General features: G+C 62.6%; 24 protein-coding genes. 17 read left to right on the top strand and 7 right to left on the bottom strand.

Annotated elements, in window-relative coordinates; translation table 11 throughout:
* The first annotated feature begins 2 nt into the window (after positions 1 to 2).
* From HSX14_RS21670 to HSX14_RS21685, 4 genes are all read left to right on the top strand, one after another.
* Positions 3 to 509, top strand: coding sequence for a Pycsar system effector family protein (locus tag HSX14_RS21670; protein ID WP_173172213.1), 507 nt, complete (start codon positions 3 to 5; stop codon positions 507 to 509).
* Position 510: 1 nt separating this feature from the next.
* Positions 511 to 1,245, top strand: a complete 735-nt coding sequence (locus HSX14_RS21675) for an adenylate/guanylate cyclase domain-containing protein (protein ID WP_197970201.1) — start codon at positions 511 to 513, stop codon at positions 1,243 to 1,245.
* A gap of 139 nt (positions 1,246 to 1,384) precedes the next feature.
* Positions 1,385 to 1,918, top strand: coding sequence for an REP-associated tyrosine transposase (locus HSX14_RS21680; RefSeq protein WP_173172211.1), 534 nt, complete (start codon positions 1,385 to 1,387; stop codon positions 1,916 to 1,918).
* Between the two features lie 212 nt (positions 1,919 to 2,130).
* A complete protein-coding gene (locus HSX14_RS21685; protein WP_173172209.1) occupies positions 2,131 to 2,637 on the top strand; it encodes a BRO-N domain-containing protein in 507 nt (168 codons plus the stop codon).
* A gap of 42 nt (positions 2,638 to 2,679) precedes the next feature.
* On the opposite strand, the gene HSX14_RS21690 is transcribed toward HSX14_RS21685, so the two are convergent.
* A complete protein-coding gene (locus HSX14_RS21690) occupies positions 2,680 to 3,183 on the bottom strand; it encodes a hypothetical protein (RefSeq protein WP_228723476.1) in 504 nt (167 codons plus the stop codon).
* Positions 3,184 to 3,352: 169 nt separating this feature from the next.
* Here HSX14_RS21690 and HSX14_RS21695 point away from each other — a divergent pair, with 169 nt between their 5' ends.
* From HSX14_RS21695 to HSX14_RS31265, 9 genes are all read left to right on the top strand, one after another.
* A complete protein-coding gene (locus HSX14_RS21695) occupies positions 3,353 to 3,670 on the top strand; it encodes a hypothetical protein (RefSeq protein ID WP_228723477.1) in 318 nt (105 codons plus the stop codon).
* Between the two features lie 830 nt (positions 3,671 to 4,500).
* Positions 4,501 to 5,418, top strand: coding sequence for a LysR family transcriptional regulator (locus tag HSX14_RS21700; protein ID WP_173172205.1), 918 nt, complete (start codon positions 4,501 to 4,503; stop codon positions 5,416 to 5,418).
* Between the two features lie 25 nt (positions 5,419 to 5,443).
* Positions 5,444 to 6,799 carry a methyl-accepting chemotaxis protein gene (locus tag HSX14_RS21705; RefSeq protein ID WP_173172203.1) on the top strand — a complete coding sequence of 452 codons (1,356 nt, stop codon included), beginning with the start codon at positions 5,444 to 5,446 and terminating at the stop codon, positions 6,797 to 6,799.
* 346 nt (positions 6,800 to 7,145) lie between these two features.
* On the top strand, positions 7,146 to 8,846 hold the full coding sequence (locus HSX14_RS21710) for a sulfate adenylyltransferase (RefSeq protein WP_173172201.1): 1,701 nt from the start codon (positions 7,146 to 7,148) through the stop codon (positions 8,844 to 8,846).
* 169 nt (positions 8,847 to 9,015) lie between these two features.
* Positions 9,016 to 9,546 (top strand): DUF3455 domain-containing protein, encoded by a 531-nt coding sequence (locus HSX14_RS21715; RefSeq protein ID WP_173172199.1) that lies wholly within the window; start codon positions 9,016 to 9,018, stop codon positions 9,544 to 9,546.
* Between the two features lie 89 nt (positions 9,547 to 9,635).
* On the top strand, positions 9,636 to 10,184 hold the full coding sequence (locus HSX14_RS21720; RefSeq protein ID WP_173172197.1) for a sigma-70 family RNA polymerase sigma factor: 549 nt from the start codon (positions 9,636 to 9,638) through the stop codon (positions 10,182 to 10,184).
* Entirely contained in the window at positions 10,181 to 10,903 is a 723-nt protein-coding gene (locus HSX14_RS21725; protein WP_173172195.1) for an anti-sigma factor, read from the top strand. Before HSX14_RS21720 ends, HSX14_RS21725 begins: the two co-directional genes overlap by 4 nt.
* A gap of 251 nt (positions 10,904 to 11,154) precedes the next feature.
* Positions 11,155 to 11,463, top strand: coding sequence for a hypothetical protein (locus HSX14_RS31260; protein ID WP_228723478.1), 309 nt, complete (start codon positions 11,155 to 11,157; stop codon positions 11,461 to 11,463).
* Between the two features lie 27 nt (positions 11,464 to 11,490).
* Entirely contained in the window at positions 11,491 to 11,940 is a 450-nt protein-coding gene (locus tag HSX14_RS31265) for an ATP-grasp domain-containing protein (RefSeq protein ID WP_228723479.1), read from the top strand.
* Between the two features lie 13 nt (positions 11,941 to 11,953).
* On the opposite strand, the gene HSX14_RS21735 is transcribed toward HSX14_RS31265, so the two are convergent.
* Together HSX14_RS21735 and HSX14_RS21740 are read right to left on the bottom strand one after the other, a co-directional pair.
* A complete protein-coding gene (locus HSX14_RS21735; protein ID WP_373874645.1) occupies positions 11,954 to 12,409 on the bottom strand; it encodes a hypothetical protein in 456 nt (151 codons plus the stop codon).
* Positions 12,410 to 12,536: 127 nt separating this feature from the next.
* The gene (locus HSX14_RS21740; protein ID WP_173172193.1) at positions 12,537 to 13,019 is read right to left on the bottom strand and encodes a hypothetical protein; all 483 of its coding nucleotides are present in this window, start codon (positions 13,017 to 13,019) and stop codon (positions 12,537 to 12,539) included.
* Positions 13,020 to 13,383: 364 nt separating this feature from the next.
* Here HSX14_RS21740 and HSX14_RS21745 point away from each other — a divergent pair, with 364 nt between their 5' ends.
* Positions 13,384 to 14,061 carry a hypothetical protein gene (locus HSX14_RS21745; protein ID WP_173172191.1) on the top strand — a complete coding sequence of 226 codons (678 nt, stop codon included), beginning with the start codon at positions 13,384 to 13,386 and terminating at the stop codon, positions 14,059 to 14,061.
* On the opposite strand, the gene HSX14_RS21750 is transcribed toward HSX14_RS21745, so the two are convergent.
* From HSX14_RS21750 to HSX14_RS21760, 3 genes are all read right to left on the bottom strand, one after another.
* On the bottom strand, positions 14,042 to 14,419 hold the full coding sequence (locus HSX14_RS21750) for a VOC family protein (RefSeq protein ID WP_173172189.1): 378 nt from the start codon (positions 14,417 to 14,419) through the stop codon (positions 14,042 to 14,044). The two genes, HSX14_RS21745 and HSX14_RS21750, sit on opposite strands and share 20 nt — an antisense overlap.
* Positions 14,420 to 14,422: 3 nt before the next feature.
* Entirely contained in the window at positions 14,423 to 15,016 is a 594-nt protein-coding gene (locus tag HSX14_RS21755; RefSeq protein ID WP_173172187.1) for an RDD family protein, read from the bottom strand.
* A 214-nt stretch (positions 15,017 to 15,230) separates the two neighbouring features.
* Positions 15,231 to 15,983 carry a hypothetical protein gene (locus HSX14_RS21760; protein WP_173172185.1) on the bottom strand — a complete coding sequence of 251 codons (753 nt, stop codon included), beginning with the start codon at positions 15,981 to 15,983 and terminating at the stop codon, positions 15,231 to 15,233.
* Between the two features lie 134 nt (positions 15,984 to 16,117).
* On the opposite strand from HSX14_RS21760, the gene HSX14_RS21765 reads away from it, so the two are divergent.
* Both HSX14_RS21765 and HSX14_RS21770 read left to right on the top strand, forming a co-directional pair.
* Positions 16,118 to 17,002 carry a LysR substrate-binding domain-containing protein gene (locus HSX14_RS21765; RefSeq protein ID WP_173172183.1) on the top strand — a complete coding sequence of 295 codons (885 nt, stop codon included), beginning with the start codon at positions 16,118 to 16,120 and terminating at the stop codon, positions 17,000 to 17,002.
* Positions 17,003 to 17,189: 187 nt separating this feature from the next.
* Complete coding sequence (locus HSX14_RS21770) at positions 17,190 to 18,026, top strand: bifunctional allantoicase/(S)-ureidoglycine aminohydrolase (RefSeq protein WP_173172181.1); 837 nt, start codon at positions 17,190 to 17,192, stop codon at positions 18,024 to 18,026.
* Positions 18,027 to 18,153: 127 nt separating this feature from the next.
* Here HSX14_RS21770 and HSX14_RS21775 read toward each other — a convergent pair whose 3' ends face one another.
* Positions 18,154 to 18,933 (bottom strand): NAD(P)H-dependent oxidoreductase, encoded by a 780-nt coding sequence (locus HSX14_RS21775; RefSeq protein ID WP_173172179.1) that lies wholly within the window; start codon positions 18,931 to 18,933, stop codon positions 18,154 to 18,156.
* 84 nt (positions 18,934 to 19,017) lie between these two features.
* Here HSX14_RS21775 and HSX14_RS21780 point away from each other — a divergent pair, with 84 nt between their 5' ends.
* Positions 19,018 to 19,911: a LysR family transcriptional regulator gene (locus HSX14_RS21780; protein ID WP_173172177.1), complete on the top strand. Its 894-nt coding sequence runs from the start codon at positions 19,018 to 19,020 to the stop codon at positions 19,909 to 19,911.
* Positions 19,912 to 20,051 lie beyond the last annotated feature (140 nt).

The raw sequence follows: 20,051 nt of genomic DNA on the forward strand, positions 1-20,051 counted from the left end.
ACTTGCTCAACCAAGTATTCAGCAACACTAATGACTGGCTTAAATTCGCAGAAGCGAAATGCGCGACACTGCTCGGAGGTAACATTGCCGTAATATTCGGAATAGCCCAAGCATCAAAAGACTATCAACTCAACACATTCATTCAATTTTTCCTTGTCGCTGCAGTAGCACAACTCGCAGCCAGCTCAATATTTCTACTTATATCATTAATTCCCTCCCTTGAAATAAAAGCATTCCAACCAAAACAGCAAAAAACTGAAAATTTAATATACTTTTCAAATATAATAAAATTTACACCATATGAATTTGTCAAAGCACTAAACAAGGCGTCTTTAAACTCACAAAAAATCACCGACTATGAAATCATGCTTGCAGAACAGATAATAAATAACGCAAAAATCGCCGCTCGAAAATATGCGATATTCAAAGTAGCCATATGGCTAACCACATCAGCGCTAGCCACGCCCATTCTAGCCGTCTTTATATTCATAAATAGGGATCACAAATAAAGTGAAGTCAGGCATCGAGGCAAAAGTAAAAGAAATAATAGACAGTGAAATGGATGTTTCTGACGTTACATATGTCCCCGACCTAGAGAACCCAAAGCTCACATTCGGAAACACAGGTCTAAGGTTCGAAGCCACGACTCTATTCATTGATATGCGAGGCTCTACAAAAACACTTAACAAGCACAACCGCAGATCAGTAGCAAAAATACATAAAGCTTACTTCCACACAATTGTGACCATCGTAAAAAGCCTTTCAGGAGAAGTTAGAAGCTTCAATGGCGATGGAATGCTATGTTTTTTCCAAGGCACTACAAAACAAACTCTAACAAACGCAGTCATCGCCGCCATGAAAATAAAATACATGCTCAACAGTGATGACTCAAAAGTAAAAAAGAGTCTTGAAAAGTACTCACCCGTAGACTTCGGGATTGGTATTGACGATGGAAAAATAATTTGCTCAAAGGTAGGGATCAGCGGAACAAACAATAGAGATCTAGTATGGATAGGAAACGCCGTAAATAAATCAGTCAAAATCGGTGACACCCGAAGCTCTCCCGAGCACATTGGAATTTCAAGCTTTGTTTACTCAAACCTGCTAGATAGCGCTAAATACCACATCTCAAAAGACCATTGGGGAAACGACGTCAAAACTGACATGTGGACACTAGATTACATAAACTATAATGACCAAACAGAGGCGTATTATAAAACCAGATACCACTGGATCGTATCTTAATCAACTCGATGGATAATCAGCGAGTGGCTCGGACAACCGCAACAACGGTGGATGAATAGAAACACCCATGTAGGGTGGATGACGCTCTTCTCATCCACCAGCTCTTCCACCCGCCAAACCAATGGCTCAAGGAGGGGTCATGTCCAACTACCGTCGCGCCCGGATGCACGGGGGCACCTATTTCTTCACCGTCAACCTGCGTAACCGGCACAGCGACCTGCTGGTCCGCGAAATCCACCTGCTGCGCGCCGTGGTACAGGCGGTCAAACACCGCCGCCCCTTCCATATCGATGCCTGGGTCGTGCTCCCCGAACACATGCACTGCCTCTGGACCCTGCCACCGGGCGACGATGACTTCGCCATGCGCTGGCGCTCGATCAAATTCGCCTTCTCCAAACGCCTGGCCGATACCGGATCCCGCACCGAGGCTCAACGCGCCCGGGGCGAACGCGGCATCTGGCAACGCCGCTATTGGGAACACCTGATCCGCGACGACCTCGATTACCAACGGCATTTCGATTACATCCACATCAACCCGGTGAAACACGGCCATGTGCGGCGGGTGTGCGATTGGCCGTATTCGAGTTTTCACCGGGCGGTGCGGGATGGCATCTACCCGGTGGATTGGGCCGGGGATGGCTTGGCGGACGACGATATTCGCTGGGGAGAATGAGGGTGGGATGGGCCTCGCTTGGTGGATGAAAAGAGCGTCATCCACCCTACCCCACCTTCACGTTTCGGCCTGGCCGATCAGCCATTTCTCACTCGGTAACTGCATTGCCAGTTTCCGGGGTTGCCCATAGCCTCCCGTCCCAGCGCTTAAGAACGCACCACGTAGCGGCACAACTGCTCCCGAAAGCAGCGGTATATCTAGAGATGCCTGATATGCCCAACACTCAACATTGCAAGGCCCCACACCCCGATCAAGAAATCCTCATCCCCACCCTCTTCACCCGCCACAAGCGCCTGCTGCGCGCCGTGTTGCTGGAAGACCAACCCTGGTTCGTGGTCACCGACCTGGCCCGGCTGATGAACCACCCGCCCCTGGCCGAGCGCCTGCCGCACAACCTGGATGACGACCAGATGCAAATCGCCTGGATACGCAACGGCCACGGCGACTTCAAGTGCGAATGGCTGGTGAGCGAATCCGGCGCCTATGCGGCGCTGATCCACTACTACCACCCGGAAAACCGCTGCATCCGCCAATGGATCACCCAGCAGGTGATCCCCTGCCTGCGCGCCGAACAGCCCCAGGTCGGACACTGGCCCGTCCGCTCGGTGGCGCAATGGATGGGGCAGGAGTTGCAGGTGCTGCACTGGCAGGACGTGGTCTGGCTGCCCCTCGAAGACTGCCCGCGCCTGCTGCCCCGGCCGCCCCACGTGATCGGCTAGCACAACCGAGGGCTGGAGGTTCCAGCCCTCATCCACCGCCCCTCAGAGCGTGATGGCGGTGGCCGGATAGAACAGCACGTTGAGCCCGAAGAGGATCATCCAGAAGCCGATCTCCAACGTCTCGGTGATCGGCTGGATGCGCCGGATCGCGCCATACACATGCACCACGAACATCAGCGTGAAGACCAGGAACAGCAGGTCGAACGCATAGCTGTACCCGGTCCCCGTGGTGACGGCACGCAGCATGGCCAGCTCGATGATCAGGATGAACGCCCCCAGGCAGCGGCCGAAATAGATCGCCAGGTGCTGGTGCTCCGGAATTCTCCAGCGCATGAGCCGGGCCCAGGCGATGGGGGCAACGAAGATGGGCAGGGCGAAGAAGAGTGTCGTCACGATCATCAGTGTGGCGAGGTATTCGCGGCTGTATGGCGCGTAGTAACCAAGCATCACAGAACTCCTTGTTCCGTTGCCGCAGTGGGCATCGTTATTGTTTTTAAGGCGCGTCTTGCCGGCGGAAGAATCGGGATGCGGGGAGCGGCGGGTCAAGGAATTCGCGGGATGGCAGTACCAAGGAAGGTGGCAGCGGCAAGAGGGATGAGGACCTAAGTCGCAACGAGCCCGAGGCACCTTCGCCCCCGCCCAGCGCCCCGGCTGATGACGTGCCCATCGCCGCTTCGTACTATCCCGCTCTCCGATTCATCGCCAAGGAATGCATGTGGAGAACAGGACCCGGCGTTGGCCGAAGACACTCGCGCTCAGCCTGATGACCACCACGCTTCTGGTTGCCTGGCTCACCACCGGCGTCTACAAGACGCGCTTCGCCGAGGACAACCGCCTGGTCTTCTTCATCAAGAAGCAGCCCACCTTCCAGGTGGCTTTCGTGAACCCCTTCGCCACTGATGCCGACAGCAAGCCCCTCAGCCGGTTGAGCGCGCAGGAGCGGCAGGAGGTGATCGACTACTGCCGCTATCGACTTGGGATCGAAACCCAATTGAAGACGCAGCAGGAGCTTGATAGCTGCGAGCGCCCCTAGCGACCGCTCTCTGTCTCAACACTCATTTGAGCCTGGGAAACCACATCCTTGGGGCGTGGTCATGAGCCATGGGCGCTACCTGTGAGGATCGAATTGAGAGCCCGGCAGGATGAACGCGTGGCGTAGGGTGTGCCGTGCGCACCTCCGCGCGGTGCTTGCGGCGAATCCGAGGTGCGCGCAGCACAACCTACGTCCAGCGTGAGCGGCAGCGGCATGCTCCGAGGTCTGATTGCGCCCCCGTCTTGGGGGCCAGACGCAAAGCCAGATCCTAAAACGTGGCTTTTTACTCACACCCCGGCCTCAGCGAGGGCCGACCGCACCGCCGGTCGGCGCACCTCCGCCAGCAGCAGGCAGGGGCTGCGGCACGAAATGATACTGTATAACATTCACAACCTGTTCCCGGACGTTGACCACCACCTCTGCACAGATCGCAGGAGGCGGTGGTTTTTTCGTGGGCGCTGGAGGGGGCATGTCCATACACGAGGTTCGCTTTATTACCTGATAACAAGTAAGGGCAATACGGCGATATGGAAGTGTCTTGCAAAAATGAAAGAGTGTTTGCCGATTTTTACGGTTCCACCCCCTATGACAACGTTGCTAGATTGGAATCGCGGCCCGACGAACGGAACAACCAAACAACTAAAAGGCGGCCTCAAACCCACGCAGCCCTTCATACAGGAGACATCGCTTCCACCTGATTCATCCGCATGACCTTGCAGCCTGATGAGATACACCGCCGTACTGGAGAATCATAAGAACAACAAGGGCCGACATTAAACATCCCCGATATCGAGGGATATAAAAATATCAACAGCCTTGTGAATACAGCCATGCTAAGTGAAGTAGATCTTTTTGTAACACTGGTTCGCACAGGCAGCCTGACTAAAGCGGGAAAACTACTCGGCATGCCCGCAAGCACGCTGAGCAGGCGGCTCCAGGCCTTCGAGAAACGGTTGGGGACCACGCTGTTCTTCAGGTCGACCAAGGCACTTCGGTGCACCTGCGATGGTGAAAGTCTCTATGCCCTGTGCAAGGACAGTATCGATCAACTGAATATCGCGCTGACCTCCATCAAGCAGGAAAGGGTGGAACTCATTGGAAAAGTCCGTATTCAATTACCCAGCAGTTTCGTCGATTGCAGTGAAAGCCATTCCATACTTGATCTATTGGGTATCTACCCCGGTATTCGGGTCGAACTTCTGATCAATGATCAGGAGCCCGACTTCATCGTCGAAGGTATCGATCTTCTTATTCATGTGGGTGAACTCAAGAACACTGCCTGCGTGACCAAGAAACTCTTCGATACGGAACTGGGGCTCTTTGCAACGGCGAAGTACCTGGCGTTGAAAGGCCAGCCCGATACGGTGGATGCACTGGTGGCGCACGAGGTTCTGCACGACGACAGCCGCAGGGAGTACGTGCTCCACAACCAGAACGGCCCCCCGTTGCCCGTGCGCCACCAGGAGCGCCTGCTGACCCGCTCCAGCCTGATGCTGATGCAGGCCACGCTCAACGGCATGGGCATCGGCCTGCTGCCCTTGAAACTGGCACGGCGCCACCTGGACAGCGGCGCGCTGGTCAGGGTGCTGCCCCAGCTCTCGACGGCGGGTCGATCGGTCTACATCTCCTACCTCAGCTCGCGCTCACTCTCAGCCTGCGCGCGGGCGGTGCTGGACAAGACACTCGCCCTCGCCTACGTGCCGCTTCCACGTGAAGCGGCGCAGACAACCCCCGCAGATAACGACTGAGGCTCGGAGCCCAGGGAGTCTTGCCATGTTCAGTTTCACTTCGCCTGGAAAAAAGGTCCTTGCAGAGCTGCTCGGCACGCTCGAACGGTCGGAGGACAACCTCTCGGCCATCGATCGCGCTGCCGGGATGATCGAATTCCTGCCGGATGGCACCGTGATAGGGGTCAATTCCAACTTCCTGACGCTGTTCCACTACTCGCTCGAACAGGTCATCGGCAAACACCATCGGATGTTCTGCTCCCCGGCGCTGGTGCGCACGCCGGAATACGAGCAACTGTGGGCGACCCTGCGCAGCGGGCAGCTGGTGAAGGGCGTCTTCCAGCGCAAGGACAGCCGTGGCGGGAACATCTGGCTGGAGGCCTGCTACAGCCCGGTGCTGAGCAAGGGCAAGGTCACCCGCATCCTCAAGCTGGCCTACGACATCACCGCGCGGGTCGAGCAGGACGCCGACGTCCACTCGCGGCTCAAGGCGCTGAACCGTTCGATGGCCATCGTGGAGTTCACGCCGACGGGCAACGTGATCGATGCCAACCAGAAATTCCTCCTCGCCATGGGCTATTCGCTGCAGGAGGTGCGCGGCAAGAGCCACCGCATGTTCTGCGAGGCGGGCTACGTGCAGAGCGCGGAGTACAGCCAGCTGTGGTCGCAGCTGAACCAGGGCCAGTTCTTCTCCGGGCAGTACAAGCGCCTGCGCAAGAACGGCTCCATCGTGTGGCTGGAGGCGACCTACAACCCGGTCTTCAATGCCGAGGGCGAACTGGTGAAGGTGGTGAAGTTCGCCTCCGACATCACCGAGCGCGTGGAGAAGTACGAGCAGGATTCACGCAGCGCCAGCACCGCGTACCACATCTCGATGGAGACCGAGCGGGTGGCCGAGAACGGTTCGGAGATCATCCACAGCGCCGCCCGGGAAATGCGCGGCATCGCCGAGGACGTGAACGCCTCAACCGCCTTCGTGGAACAACTCGGGGCCCGCTCGGAGCGCATCACCGCCATCGTCAACACCATCCGCAGCATCGCCGACCAGACCAACCTGCTGGCGCTGAACGCGGCCATCGAGGCGGCTCGTGCGGGTGACCAGGGGCGGGGCTTCGCGGTGGTGGCCGATGAGGTGCGCCAGCTGGCAGGACGCACCAGCAGCGCGACGACCGAGATCGCGGAAATGATCGGGATGATCCTCTCCGAGACCCGCCAGGCGGTGGACAGCATGAAGAGCACGCTGCAACGCGCCGAGGCGGGCATGGCCCTGGCCGACCAGGCCGGCGTGGTGGTGGAGCAGATCCGCCAGGGCACCAATGACGCGGTGCAGGCGGTCAGCATGTTCGCCAACCTGCTGGACGCATCGGAGGTGAAATCCGGGGCCTGGCAAGCCCAGGCCTGATGGCCACGCCTGTTCCATTGGCAAGCAGCCACTGCGCCGCTGCCCGGGCCTGACGGTCCGGGCAGCGGCAGCCGTTTCACCTGCGCTCCATGGGCGCAGCCTGCCCACCGCCAGGGCCAGCCGGCCCGGCGGACGCCCCGCTCGACACTTCCAGACTTTCCCCACAGGGCAACGACCTTGTCCGCCGCAGCCCCCCGCCAATACCGTTCAGCCAGCCCGGTACGCCCACGGGCTGACCCGACGGCCGCCGTGACCGGCCCTGTCCTACCCCTAACACGCGGCACAGTGCGACCCGTTCGACGGTCAAGCGACCGTCGAGCGAAGCCCGAGCCGAGCAGGAGGAAACATGGAACTCGCCTTCGATCGCTACCCCCAGCAACCCCACGGTGGAATCCTGGTCAACCAGGTGGTGCCCGCCGACCGGGTACGGGCAGAAATTGCGCGGGCACGCACCTTGCCGTCGATCCGCATCGACCTGGAGGCGGTGATCACCATCGAGATGATCACCACCGGCGTGCTCTCGCCCAACAAGGGCTTCATGAACCAGGCCGACTACCTGTCGGTGCTGGGCAGCGGCCGGCTGGCCAACGGCGTGGTGTGGCCGGTGCCGCTGAGCTTCGCACCGGTGGGCGAGCGCAACCGCGAGGTGATCGCCGCCCTGGCGGTGGGCGATGAGGTGGCCCTGACCGACGAGCGCAACGAGCCGGTGGCCATCCTCGCCATCGACGACATCTTCGATTACGACAAGGAAGAACGCGCCCGCCAGCTGTTCGGCACCACCGACCGCAACCACCCGGGGGTGGACGCCATCCACCGGCGCATGGGCGACGTGGCCCTGGGTGGCCCGCTGCAGCTGCTGCAACGGGTCGACTGGGGCCCCTTCGAGTCGCTGCGCCTGGAGCCCCGGGACACCTGGAAGCGCTTCTACGAGGAGCGCGGCTTCCGCTCCGTGGCCGGCTTCATCACCGGCGCCAACCCGCTGCACCGCGGCCACGAATACATCCACCGCAACGCCCTGGAAGGCATCGACGGCCTGCTGCTGCAGCCGCTGGTGGAAATGGCCAAGCGTGAATACGTGCGCCACGAGTACCGCATGCAGGCCTACCGCAACGTGCTGGAGACCTACTACCCGAAGGACCGCGCCATGCTCTCGCCGCTGCGGGTCACCTACATCTTCGCCGGCCCCCGGGAAACGGTGCTGCACGCCCTGATCATGAAGAACTACGGCTGCACCCACGCGCTGATCGGCCGCGACCACGCAGGGATCGGCAGCTACTACGACAAGTACGCCAGCCACAGCATCTTCGACCAGTTCACCCCGGAGGAGCTGGGCATCGAGGTGCGCCTGTTCCACGAGGTGTTCTACTGCGTGCGCTGCGCCAGCCACGCCACGACCGAAACCTGCCCCCACGACGAGCGCTACCGGCTCAACATTTCCGGCACCGGCATCCGCGAGATGCTGCGCCACGGCCTGGTGCCGCCCAAGGAGGTGGTGCGCCCGGAGTCGGCCCTGGCGGCCATGCAGGGCATCCAGCCCAAGGGCCTTGGGGACGACGGCGAAGGCACCCTGCCGGTGGCCAAGGTGATCCAGAGCCTGTTCCCCTTCTACACCCGCTTCACCCGCCTGGGCGGCGCACCGCGCCAGCAGCCCCTGGAAGCGGACGCCCTCACCGTGCGCGACCTGGAGCTGGCCTGCCACGAGGCGCGCGCCCACACAGGCGATGTCTACGACGGCGTCTACCGCGAGTACACCGCCCTGCTGGACCACAACCGCAGCCTGCAACCGGCCTGGGTGGAGGACGCGCGCGACGCCCTGCACCGGCAGCAGCGGCGCCTGCTGGATGACCTGGACGAGAAATTCCGGCAGGCGCCGGAATTGGCGTCCGACGAGTTCATGTACCAGGGCCAGGCGGAGGTGCAGCAGGAAGTGAGCGCCGCCCGTGCGCTGCTCGACGACATCCCCGCCGCCGTGGATGCCAGCCGCCTCGCCAACCGCACCTGGAACAGCCTGCCCTACCCCCGCTATCGCGGCGCCGACGACGCCTGAACCCACGCCCCACGGCAGCGCTGCCCATGGCTGCCGTGGGGCACTGGGGTGAACGCCCCCCTCCGTTCCAAAAAATTTTTCCGGACGTGCATCCGGAACGATTCCTGGCGGGTAGTACAGATGGGCAGCCCGTATCTGCCCCTTCGACTACCTATCAGGAGATCGCCCCATGAACGCAAAAACTGCCAGTTGCCTGCTCAGCGGCCTCGTCATGTGCGTCGCCATGCAGAACCTCAGCGCCCAGACGGCCTTGCCCGACGCCGTGAAAGTGCCCGATGGCCACAAGGTCGTGCTCGAAACCGTCGGCGTGGGCGAAATCACCTACGAATGCCGCGACAAGGCGGGGGCGCCAGGCCAGACCGAGTGGTTTTTCGTCGGCCCCAAGGCCGTGCTCAATGACCGGGCCGGAAAGCCGGTAGGGGACTACTTCGGGCCGCCTGCCACCTGGCAGGCCCGTGACGGGTCGAAGATCACCGGGACGCAGGTGGCGATCGCGCCAGCCGGAACGGGCGACATCCCGTACCAGTTGGTCAAGGCCAATCCCGCTGAAGGGAAAGGAGCCATGAGCGGCGTCAGCTTCGTGCAGCGCCTGGCGACCCGGGGTGGCGTCGCGCCCAGCGATACCTGCGCCGCCGAGAACAAGGGGCAGCGGCAGGTCGTCAAGTACCAGGCCGACTACCTATTCTGGGGGGCCAACTGAGCTCGCCCGGGCAGGCGCGAGGCGAGCCGTCGGCTACGCTCAACGACACACCCCGGCCAGACGGGCCGGGGCACCTCCGAGCGCAGAAATTGGATCAGCCTGTCAGTGCCTTCGATTACCAGAGCCATCTCGACGCCTGCGCCCGAGGTGAGCGGCCGGCCTTGCGGGCGCTCTACGATCAGGAAGGTGCGCGGCTGCTCGGCGTGGCTCGCCGCATCGTGCGGGACGACGCCCTGGCCGAAGACATCGTGCACGATGCCTTCATCCGTATCTGGACGCGCGCTGCGAGCTTCGACCCGGCGCGTGGCTCCGCGCGCGGCTGGATCTACAGCATCACGCGGAACCTGGCGCTGAACCATATCCGCGATGGTGCCCGGGAGGCGCCCCTGGATGATGCTGGCGCGGCGGTGCTGCACGCGCAGGTGGCGGAAGTGGACGACAGCCTGGCGGGGCACGGTTCGGCCAGGATTCATCAATGCCTGGGGCAGTTGGAGCCGGCGCGGCGGCGCTGCATCCTGCATGCCTATGTCGACGGCTGCACGCACGCCGAAATCGCCGTCCTGCTCGGCGCGCCCTTGGGCACGGTCAAGGCGTGGATCAAGCGCAGCCTGGCGGCGCTGCGGGAGTGCATGGGATGAACACCGAGCACAATGGCACCGGCCCCGAAGACCTGGACACCCTCGCCGGCGAATATGTACTGGGCAGCCTGCCGGCCAGCCAGTGGCATGCCGTGCACGAGCGCCTCAAGCACGACGCCGACCTGCGTTCAGCCGTGGCTGCCTGGGAAAACCGCCTGCTGGAGCTGACCGCGATCGTCGAGCCGAAAACCCCCAGCCCACGCCTGTGGAGCCGGGTATCCCGCACCCTGGACGCGCAGCTCGATGGCGACGCAACGGCACCGAGGCAGGTGGCCGTGCCTTGGCACCGGCGCTTGGGCGTATGGCGGGGCCTGGCGGGCGCCGGGCTGGCCGCAAGCCTGGTGCTGGCGACGATGCTGCTGACGACCAGCGCGCCGCGCATCACCTACATGGTGGTGCTGGTGGCCCCCACCGACCAGACCCCCGGCTGGGTGGTGCAGGCCAGCGACAGCCGCAGGGTCCAGCTGATCCCCCTCGGGCATGGCGAGGTTCCGGGCGACAAGGTGCTGCAGTTCTGGACCAAGGCGGAGGGCTGGCAAGCGCCGGTATCCCTCGGCCTGGTCAAGCCTGGCGCGCAACTCAGCGTGCCCCTCGATCAGTTGCCGCCGCTGGAGCCCAGCCAGTTGTTCGAGCTGACCCTGGAAAACCCGGGGGGCTCCACCACGGGCCGGCCGATGGGGCCCGTTCAGTTCATTGGTCGGGCGGTGAAGGTCATCTAGCGGATTCAACCCTCTGTAAAATGAGCGGTTCACGACCCAGGCGGCACTCGTGAACTCCTTCGCCACCGATGCCGACAGCAAGCCCCTCAGCACGCGAACGAACAGGAGCGGCAGGAGGTGATCGGCTACTGCCGGTAATACCCGGGTATCGAAACGAAACTGAAGATTCAGGAAGCGTTGGGTAGCTGCGGAGAACGCTAACCCTGTACCTTGCCGACCTGGCACTCGACGCAACTTACGGAATGGACGCCATGCATCTGCTCTACCCCTCATCCCCGGACAACCCGAACATCCCGGACGAGACCTTTGCCGAGGAATTCGCGGCAGCCAAGGCTGCCGGGCTCGGTTGTTCGCTGTTCTCTTGCGAGGAGCTGGAGCTGCAACGCTTCAAGCCGAAGCCGGCCCTGGAAGAAGGGGCCCGCGTCCTGTACCGGGGCTGGATGCTGGCGCCGGATGCCTACGGCTACCTGCATGCGTCCATCGTCAGCAGAGGCGCCATTCCCGTCACCAGCCAGGCGCAGTATCGGCACTGCCACCATCTGCCCGAGTGGTACCCATAATGCCGGGACCTGACGCCCGCCACCCTGGTGCTTCCACGTGACGCCGACTTCGCCGCCGCATTGGCCAATGCGGGCTGGTCCGCCTGCTTCGTGAAGGACTACGTGAAATCACTGACCACCCAGCGCGGCTCCATCGCCCGCAGTGCGGACGAAGTGGTCGAGATACTTGCGCTCATCGAACGCTACCGCGGCGAGCTGGAAGGCGGCGTGTGCCTGAGGGAATTCGAACCCCTGATTCCGGAAACGGAAGAGCGCTATTTCGTCCTCGACGGCCGCGCCTATGGCCGAACCGATGAGGTGCCGCCTCTCGTTCAGGAGATCGCTCAACGCGTGCCCTGCCCCTTCTTCTCGGTCGACCTGGTGGCCTCTGAGTCCGGCGCCCTGCGCCTGGTGGAGCTGGGTGATGGGCAGGTCTCCGACCGCAAGCAATGGCCGGTGGAGCGCTTTGTGGCGATGTTGCAGTCGGCGGCAGATTGATTGGCGAGCAGCCCTACCTACTCGCCAGAAACACCGCCAACGCCGCAAAACGCTTGTGTGCCTCCCAAGCGAATACGCGGTTGGCCAGCGGGTCGAGCAACACGCCCAGCCAGCCTGGGCGCAGCTTCAGGCTGAAGCTGTAGATCAGCTCGGAGCGCCCCTCCTCGATATCGCGATGGCGCATCGACGCCGCCCACGACTCGAACAACCCCGTCGGCGCCACCAGCATGGCCGCTGCCACCTTGCCCGGCTGGTAGTTCACGAAGCGGGTACGCATCGCCAGCAGCCGCTTCCAGCCTTTGCCGCGATTGAAGGAAACCGCATTGATGGAGGGGTGGCTCTCGCCCGTTTCCATGTGCGCAACGGACAGCAGCGTGTCCCATTTCAGCCGTACACGATGGTTATGGAAGGCTTCGAAGGTGTCTGCGGCGGACGCCGGCATGATCAGGGTGAATCGGTTGATGCTCACGAGACTTGTGCTAGAAGAAGCCAGCGGCCAAGAGTAGATCAAGAAGGAGCCTTTAAAGTGAACTGCATCTGCCAAACGAAGCGACGCCCTCAGTTCAGGACTGATTAGGCGTCGCTTCCATGGGCAGTCAGGAAGCAAGTGCTTTCAAGGAGGCAGCGACATCGCTGTCCACGCAGAGGACTGCAGCGCCCTTTTGCTGTATGCAGGCCTTCCGTTCGCCTGTGGTCAGGAAGAAAACCTTGCGCCCTTCAAGCCTGAACCAGCCCGCGCGAAAGCCATAAGTCGCGATGCCATTCAGCCGAACACTGCTCTCCAACGCCTCCCTGTCTGCCGGTAGAACCTTGAGCCCCTCGACTGGCCACGAAGCGCTGTAGAACCCCGACCGCACATGAAGTGCTCCCTCATCCACATACACCTTGCCCCCGGCCTGGAAGACCAGGTACCCCTGCAGCAACGCGTAGAGAACGCCCCCCACCAGGACACTCTTCAAGCTGATGCTCTTGCTGATCAATAGATCTGCACCGAGCATCACCGCCACTGGCAATACGGCGATCAGCAGGCTGTTCAACAGCATTGATTTGAAACTGAGAGAAACCGTTACCACGTCCATTCAGAAGATCCACCCCGAGAAATACTGAATGGCAATCATTGGCATCCCCAAAACGAAAGTCCATTGAGGGGAAAAGGCGGCCTTTTGCTCACTTGAAAAATCAGGAGCAGCTCTGGGCTGCAGTGGGATGGGGCTTGAAGCAGGCGCCAAAAGAAAAGGCTTACGCCAGAATCGACGCCATCTAAGAACCTGAAAATGAATTCGTCATTGATCCAGGCATCCCGCTTATTGGAGATTTCCTCCAGGGATGGATTCGCCAACGAAAACACGCGAAAAGGCATGAGCCATTTCACGCTCCGCATCAGACAAGGCCCTGTCGTACCTGCGACATATCACTTGCCCCTGCACTCAAGGTAGGTCCCCCATGCTGAACCTAGACAAGATCATCGGAAGAGGTACCTGGCGATACGTGGGTCAACGCGTGCAGGGCCTGCAAATCCAGGCCATCCCCATCGCGGGCAAGTCCATTGAACTCATCGCGAAGGAACTGGGCGGTGCCGCCTACCAGATAGGCCGTATCCATACCAAGAATGCCTTCGTGGTGAAGAAAGGGGTCCTGTCACTGCTGTACGTGAGGCCGGACTACAGGGGATACCGCCGGACAGCCGGCCTGGTTTTCGCTCCCTGCTCCTGGAAGGTCGACTACGACCATGCGCTGAGCAGGAACCTCGCCTGCCAACTGGGCTACACCTACGTGCTGATGCTGCGGGTGGTACCAAGAATCAACCGCTCGCACGGCCACCTCGAACGAAACCTGAAGGAGAGTGAGGACGTACCGGACATCTGCTTCGCCGATGAACGAATCCGGGGCAAATGGATAGGCCGTTCAGCAAGCAGGCTGCTGACGCCTCCGAGCGCCTTCTCACCTCATCAGACGACCCAGTACGGGCTGACGTTGCGTCAGGCCGGCCAATGGGGCTTTGCGATGGGGGTGGAGGATGACGACAGGGAAATTCCCGGCCTCAAGCTGATTGCCGATTTCGGTGCCCCTGCGCTCCTATCAGCCCAGACTCCAATCGCTCTTAGTGAGAACCGCGACTAAGCCCCCGCTGCCGCAGCCCAATGCAATTGCCCCAAGGGTCGCGCACCTGGCAGATGCGGTCGCCATCCCCCAGTGCCAATGGCCCTCGGTACAACGGCGCGCCCAGTTGGCCCAAGCGCAGCACTTCGGCATCCAGATCATCCACCGCCCAATAGACGACGGTGCCCGCCGCGCCGCTGGCGACCTTCTCGTCGGCGTTGACGATTTCCAGCACCACGCCGCCCATCTCCAGATGCCCGTAGTCATCCGTCGATGGCAGCACAGGCTTCGCCTCGGGAAAGGCGCGCTGGTACCAGTCGGTGGCTGCACGCCAGTCACCGACGTGCAGCAGGATCGAGAGGATGCAGGGCTCGAGCATGGATCAGGCCCTGACCACAAGGGTCCTCGCTGCATGGTCGCCAAGGCGCTGGCGGCGCTGCCCGAAGATGAAGATCACATCGAAGATCCCAAGCAGGCTCACCAGCCCGCGCAGGCAGGATTTGTGCAATTCGCAGGGGACACCGGTCTCGCTGTCGACGACGCGGATCTTCAGCAGGCGCTTGCCGACTCCCTGCCCGTTGACCCCGTCCTTGAACAACAGGTAGGCGAACAGCAGCAGCATGCAGACCTTGCCGAAAATGTCCGGGCTGGTGGCCGGCCGGAAGAACACGAAATCGATGGCGAAGCTGATCAGGCCCAGCACCAGCAGCGCGCCCCAGAAGTCGATCTGCGAGGCCACGAAGCGTGCCCAGAGCGGAGCAAGCCGCTGGTCGAGCTGCTCGCGCCGAACCGCGGCGGATACCTGGGCCTGTTGCGGCACCACGCGTTCGCCCAGGCTCGATTCACGTTCGATAAGCACCTCGCGAACGACCCGCTCGGCCACCTCGGTCAGGCCGCCCTCGGCCAGCAGGTCGATCAGGATTTCAGTCCGCCGTCCGCTGTAGGTTTCGCGTAGCCGCGCTTCGGTTGCTTCCATGACTTCCTCCTTGAAATCGGCTGTCCCATCGGTTGAGCCCGGGTCAGATGCGCTCGTGACCGACGGGGGATGGCGGATTCTGCTGTGGCCCAACTCGGGCCGTCAATCAGCGCTGCACCGTAGGTGGCGCCGAGCGCAGCGAGGCCCAACACCACCCTAGCCAGGCCTGAGCGCCCTGCTGATCAAGGGGCGGCGCAGTGTCTCGTCGTTCCGTTCAGGCGCCCCAACGCTTGGTCATGTTCTTCTTCCACGGCATGTAGCGAACTTCGACGGTGTAGTTGGGCCCCGCCTCCGGCGATGGATAGAACGGCAAGTCGTGAGGCTTGAGCGCCGCGCAGCGTTGTTCGAGGCGCTGGCGGAGCGCTTCATCGGGATGGAAGGCGTTGGGCTGGTTTGGGTGAGGCCCCAGGGTGACTCGGCACGTCTGCCGCTGGCCTTCCGCATCCGGGGTGATGAGAAAGAATGCACGCCCGACCGAGTCGATCGCCTCATCCTTGAACACCGTGTGCCACAGGTAGTTGTCCTGCGCGAAGCGCTCGGTGTAGCGCATCTGCGCCTTGAGCAGTTCCAACGACGGCACTGGGAAGACCAAAGGAGCGAGAATGGCTCGCCCTTCATCATCACCGAGTATCGAGCTTGGAATGGGCGGCAGGACCATATCCCAGCACATTGCAGACAACTGCTTTTCCAGCCTGGGGTTGAATGGCGGCGCCTCCACTCTCGGCTTCGAGAACGGCCTGGCTTGGCAACGTTCGATTCCGCCATCCCGGTCTATCTGCAGCAGTATTTCGACACTCCCCACCAGCATCCCGTCCCCAGCGGCCAACCCGAGCTTGCGCAGGCTTTCCTGCATCTGCCAGACGTAGCGCTGCTCCTCGGTTTCAAAAAGTGGGGGCGTGCCTGGAGCGGGGCTCTGGCAGGCCGACAGGCAGCACAGGGCAATGAAGGCAAGCACCGCTTTACGCATGGGAACCATCCTTGAATTCCAGAGAGTGCGCGAGCCTAGAGAGCGCCGAGGGGTGGCGTCAATCTGAACGATATTGCCCCTCTCCCTCCTTGCTGCTAAAAGCCCTCATCCCCATTTAAAAGATGAATACCGCCATGGACCACAGTGACCATTCGAATAGTCGCGTGTTCGAGCTCGACCTGCTCCGCGCCATGGTCGCGGTGGCCGATTGCGGCAGCTTCACCACGGCGGCCAGCCGGCTGAATTCCACCCAGTCCACCGTCAGCCAGAAGATCCGCCGGCTGGAGGAGATGGCTGGGCACCGCCTGCTGGAGCGTGGCAACCGCGATGTGCTGCCCACCGAAGCCGGCGAGACGCTGCTGGGCTACGCGCGACGCATGCTGGCGCTGAACGACGAGCTCCAGGAGGCGCTGTCCGGGGCCACGGTGGCGCTGACGGTGCGCATCGGCGTGCCGGACGACTTCGCCACGGGGCGCACCACCCTGCAGTTGGCGGCGTTCAACCGGCATTACCCGCAGGTGAAGCTGGAAGTCACCAGCGGCCTGAGCCGCGACCTGTCCGCCAGCTACGACCGTGGCGAGCTGGACCTGGTGCTGCTCAAGCAACGGCAGAACGCCCGCGAGGCGGTGGCCTGCTGGCCGGAGAAGACGCGCTGGGTGGACAGCGCCAGGAACCCCTGCATCGACCTCGACCCGCTGCCCATCGTCACCTTCCCCCCGCGCGGGGTGTACCGCGACGAGATGATCGCGGCGCTGGAGGCGGTGGGCCGGCGCTGGCACATCAGCTTCACCAGTTCGAGCCTGTCGGGCATCCAGTCGGCCATCGCCGACGGCATGGGCATCGGCCTGCTGCCGCAACGGGCGGTGACGGCCGACCACGCCGTGCTGGCCAAGAAAGCTGGGCTACCCTCGGTGGACGCGTTCGAGGTGGCGCTGCTGCACCGCCCGGCGGCGGACCCGATGGTGAAGGAACTGGCACGTGTGCTGTCACGGGTGCTGGCGCAGGATACGAAAGGCTGACAGGCATCCGCCTCTCATTCGAAAAACGAATACAGCGGATTCCAACATTTAATTTGTGCATGCAAAGACCGCTGGATATCGTGCTCTCCAGCGACGGCCACCGCCCCCACGGGCGCGCCGCTCCGCACCATTGCTCACCACGGCGCCGCACGCGCCGGGCAGCAAGACAACAATGAGGAAATACCCCATGGCCAAATCCACCTATTACGCGCCGCACGGCGGGCACCCGGCACAGACCGAGCTGCTCACCGACCGCGCCATGTTCACCGAAGCCTATGCCGTGATCCCCAAGGGCGTGATGCGTGACATCGTCACCAGCCACCTGCCCTTCTGGGACAACATGCGCATGTGGGTCATCGCCCGCCCGCTGTCCGGCTTCGCCGAGACCTTCTCCCAGTACATCGTCGAGCTCGCCCCCCAGGGCGGCAGCGACAAGCCCGAGCAGGACGTCAACGCCGAAGCGGTGCTGTTCATCGTCGAAGGCGAACTGACCCTGACCCTGCAAGGCCAGGTGCACACCATGCAACCGGGCGGCTATGCGTTCATTCCGCCGGGCGCCGACTACAAGGTGCGCAACACCAGCGGCCAGCACACCCGCTTCCACTGGATCCGCAAGCACTACCAGAAGGTCGACGGCGTACCGCTGCCGGAAGCCTTCGTCACCAACGAGCAGGACATCGAGCCGCGCGTGATGCCGGACACCGAAGGCCGTTGGAGCACCACCCGCTTCGTCGACATGGCCGACATGCGCCATGACATGCACGTGAACATCGTCAACTTCGAGCCGGGCGGCGTGATCCCCTTCGCCGAAACCCACGTGATGGAGCACGGCCTGTACGTGCTGGAAGGCAAGGCCGTCTACCGCCTGAACCAGGACTGGGTCGAGGTGGAAGCCGGTGACTTCATGTGGCTGCGCGCCTTCTGCCCGCAGGCTTGCTACTCCGGTGGCCCGGGTCGCTTCCGCTACCTGCTGTACAAGGATGTGAACCGCCACATGCGCCTGACCCTCAACCAGGCCCATTGATCCAAACGACGGGAGCCCAGCGCTCCCGTCGTCGTTTCTGCCCTCCGTATTTCTGTGGGAGCGAATTCATTCGCGAAGGGCCGGCATGGCGTCCACCGTTGCTGCCGATCCAACCTCGCCCCCTGGCCTACCGCTTCACATGCGCCGCGAACCCCGTCTCCCCCGGTGCCACATCGGGCTTCAATGTCAGCGCGGGAATCTCGTAGTCCCCGCCGTTCTGCTGGCGATAGGCGATGGGCTCGGTGCTCCAAAGATCGTCCAGGCGCTGCCCCAGTTCCTGCTGGATGCTGGCGAAGCGGGCCGCGTCGACCCGGCTGGTGCGGTGCACCACGAAGGGCGGCAGCACGTCGAAGCCGGGGTAATGCAGGATGCCGTGCTGGATGGGGAACAGCAGGTCGTCCATCGGGCCGTTGATGCCGCGCTCGCTGTAGTGGGAATCCCAGCCGCCGGTGGTGACCAGCAGCATCGCCCGCTTGCCCGCCATCGACCCCTCGCCGTAGCGGTTGCCCCAGCGCACGTCCGAATGCTCGCCCACGCCATAGGCGAAGCCGTAGGCGTACACCCGGTCGACCCAGCCCTTGAGGATCGCCGGCATCGAGAACCACCAGAGCGGGAACTGCAGGATCAGCGCATCGGCCCAGCGCAGCTTGTCCTGCTCGGCGGCGATGTCCGCGCTCTGCCGGCCGCTGGCGAAGGCGCGCCTGGAATCCTGCGAGGCATCGAAACGCGCCTCGGGGTCGCGGTCCAGGCTGTCGCCGGCATCGATGGGCGCCTTCCAGAGCATCGCGTACAGGTCGGACACCTGCACCGCATGGCCGGCGGCCTCAAGGCGCTGCACGGTGAAATCCTTCAGCGCGCCGTTCAGCGAGCGGGGTTCGGGGTGGGCGAAAACGATCAGGACATTCATGGCAAACCTCCATAACGGGATGAGCGCAGGATGGTGGCCCGCCAGGTATATTGGAAATGAATAACCCATATTCCAGGTATATGAATGAATAATCTCAGGCGTCTGGACCTCAACCTCCTGGTGACCCTCGACGTGCTGCTCGCCGAGCACAACGTCACCCGCGCCGCCGAGCGCCTGAATTTTTCCCAGCCCTCGGTGAGCGTGCACCTGGCCAAGCTGCGGGAAATCTTCGACGACCCGCTGCTGCTGCCCGGCCCGCGCGGCATGCGCCCCACCGCCCGCGCCGAGGAACTGCGCGAGCCCTTGCGCCAGGCCCTGGAAGCACTGGAGCGCGCCGTGGCCCCGGCCAGCCCCTTCGACCCGGCGCAGGCCCGTGATACCTGGCGCGTCGCCGCCACCGACTACGGCGAATCGGCCATCCTCCTGCCCGCCCTCGCCGGCCTGCGCGCCGCAGCCCCCGGCACCCGCATCGCCGTGGTCGAGATGGCACCCTCGCGCATCGCCAGGCAGGCGGAAATCGGCGACATCGACCTCGCCTTCCACACCGTCGAAGGCTCGCCCCTCAACCTGCGCCGCCGCACCCTGTTCGCCGAGCGCTACGTGCTCGCCGGCCGCGCCGGCCACCCACGCCTGAAGCGCCGCCCGACGCTGAAGCAGTTCTGCACCCTCGACCAGGTGATCGTCTCCCCCGATGGCGGCGGCTTCTCCGGCGTTACCGACGCGGCCCTCGCCGAGCACGGCCTGGAGCGCCGCGTGGTGCTCTCGGTGCCGCACTTCCTGTTCCTGCGCTCGGTGCTGGAAAGCACCGACCTGGTGGCCATGCTCCCCGAACGCCTGGTGGGCAACAGCGGCACCCTGCAAGTGGTCGATGCCCCGCTGGAAGTTCCCGGCTACGAGATGGCCATGCTCTGGCACGAACGCTCCCACCGCGACCCCGCGCACCAGTGGCTGCGGGAGCAGATCGTCAAGGCGGTTTGAACAAGGGATATCAGGCGGCGGCCCTTCGCGAATGAATTCGCTCCCACGGGATGCGCCTCTGTGGGAGCGAATTCATTCGCGATGCCTGCAGGTCGGGTGCAACCCGACACCTGCGGTGCATCGCTTCGCGGGTTTCGCCC

It is taken from the genome of Pseudomonas tohonis, assembly GCF_012767755.2.
GTDB classification, from domain to species: domain Bacteria; phylum Pseudomonadota; class Gammaproteobacteria; order Pseudomonadales; family Pseudomonadaceae; genus Metapseudomonas; species Metapseudomonas tohonis.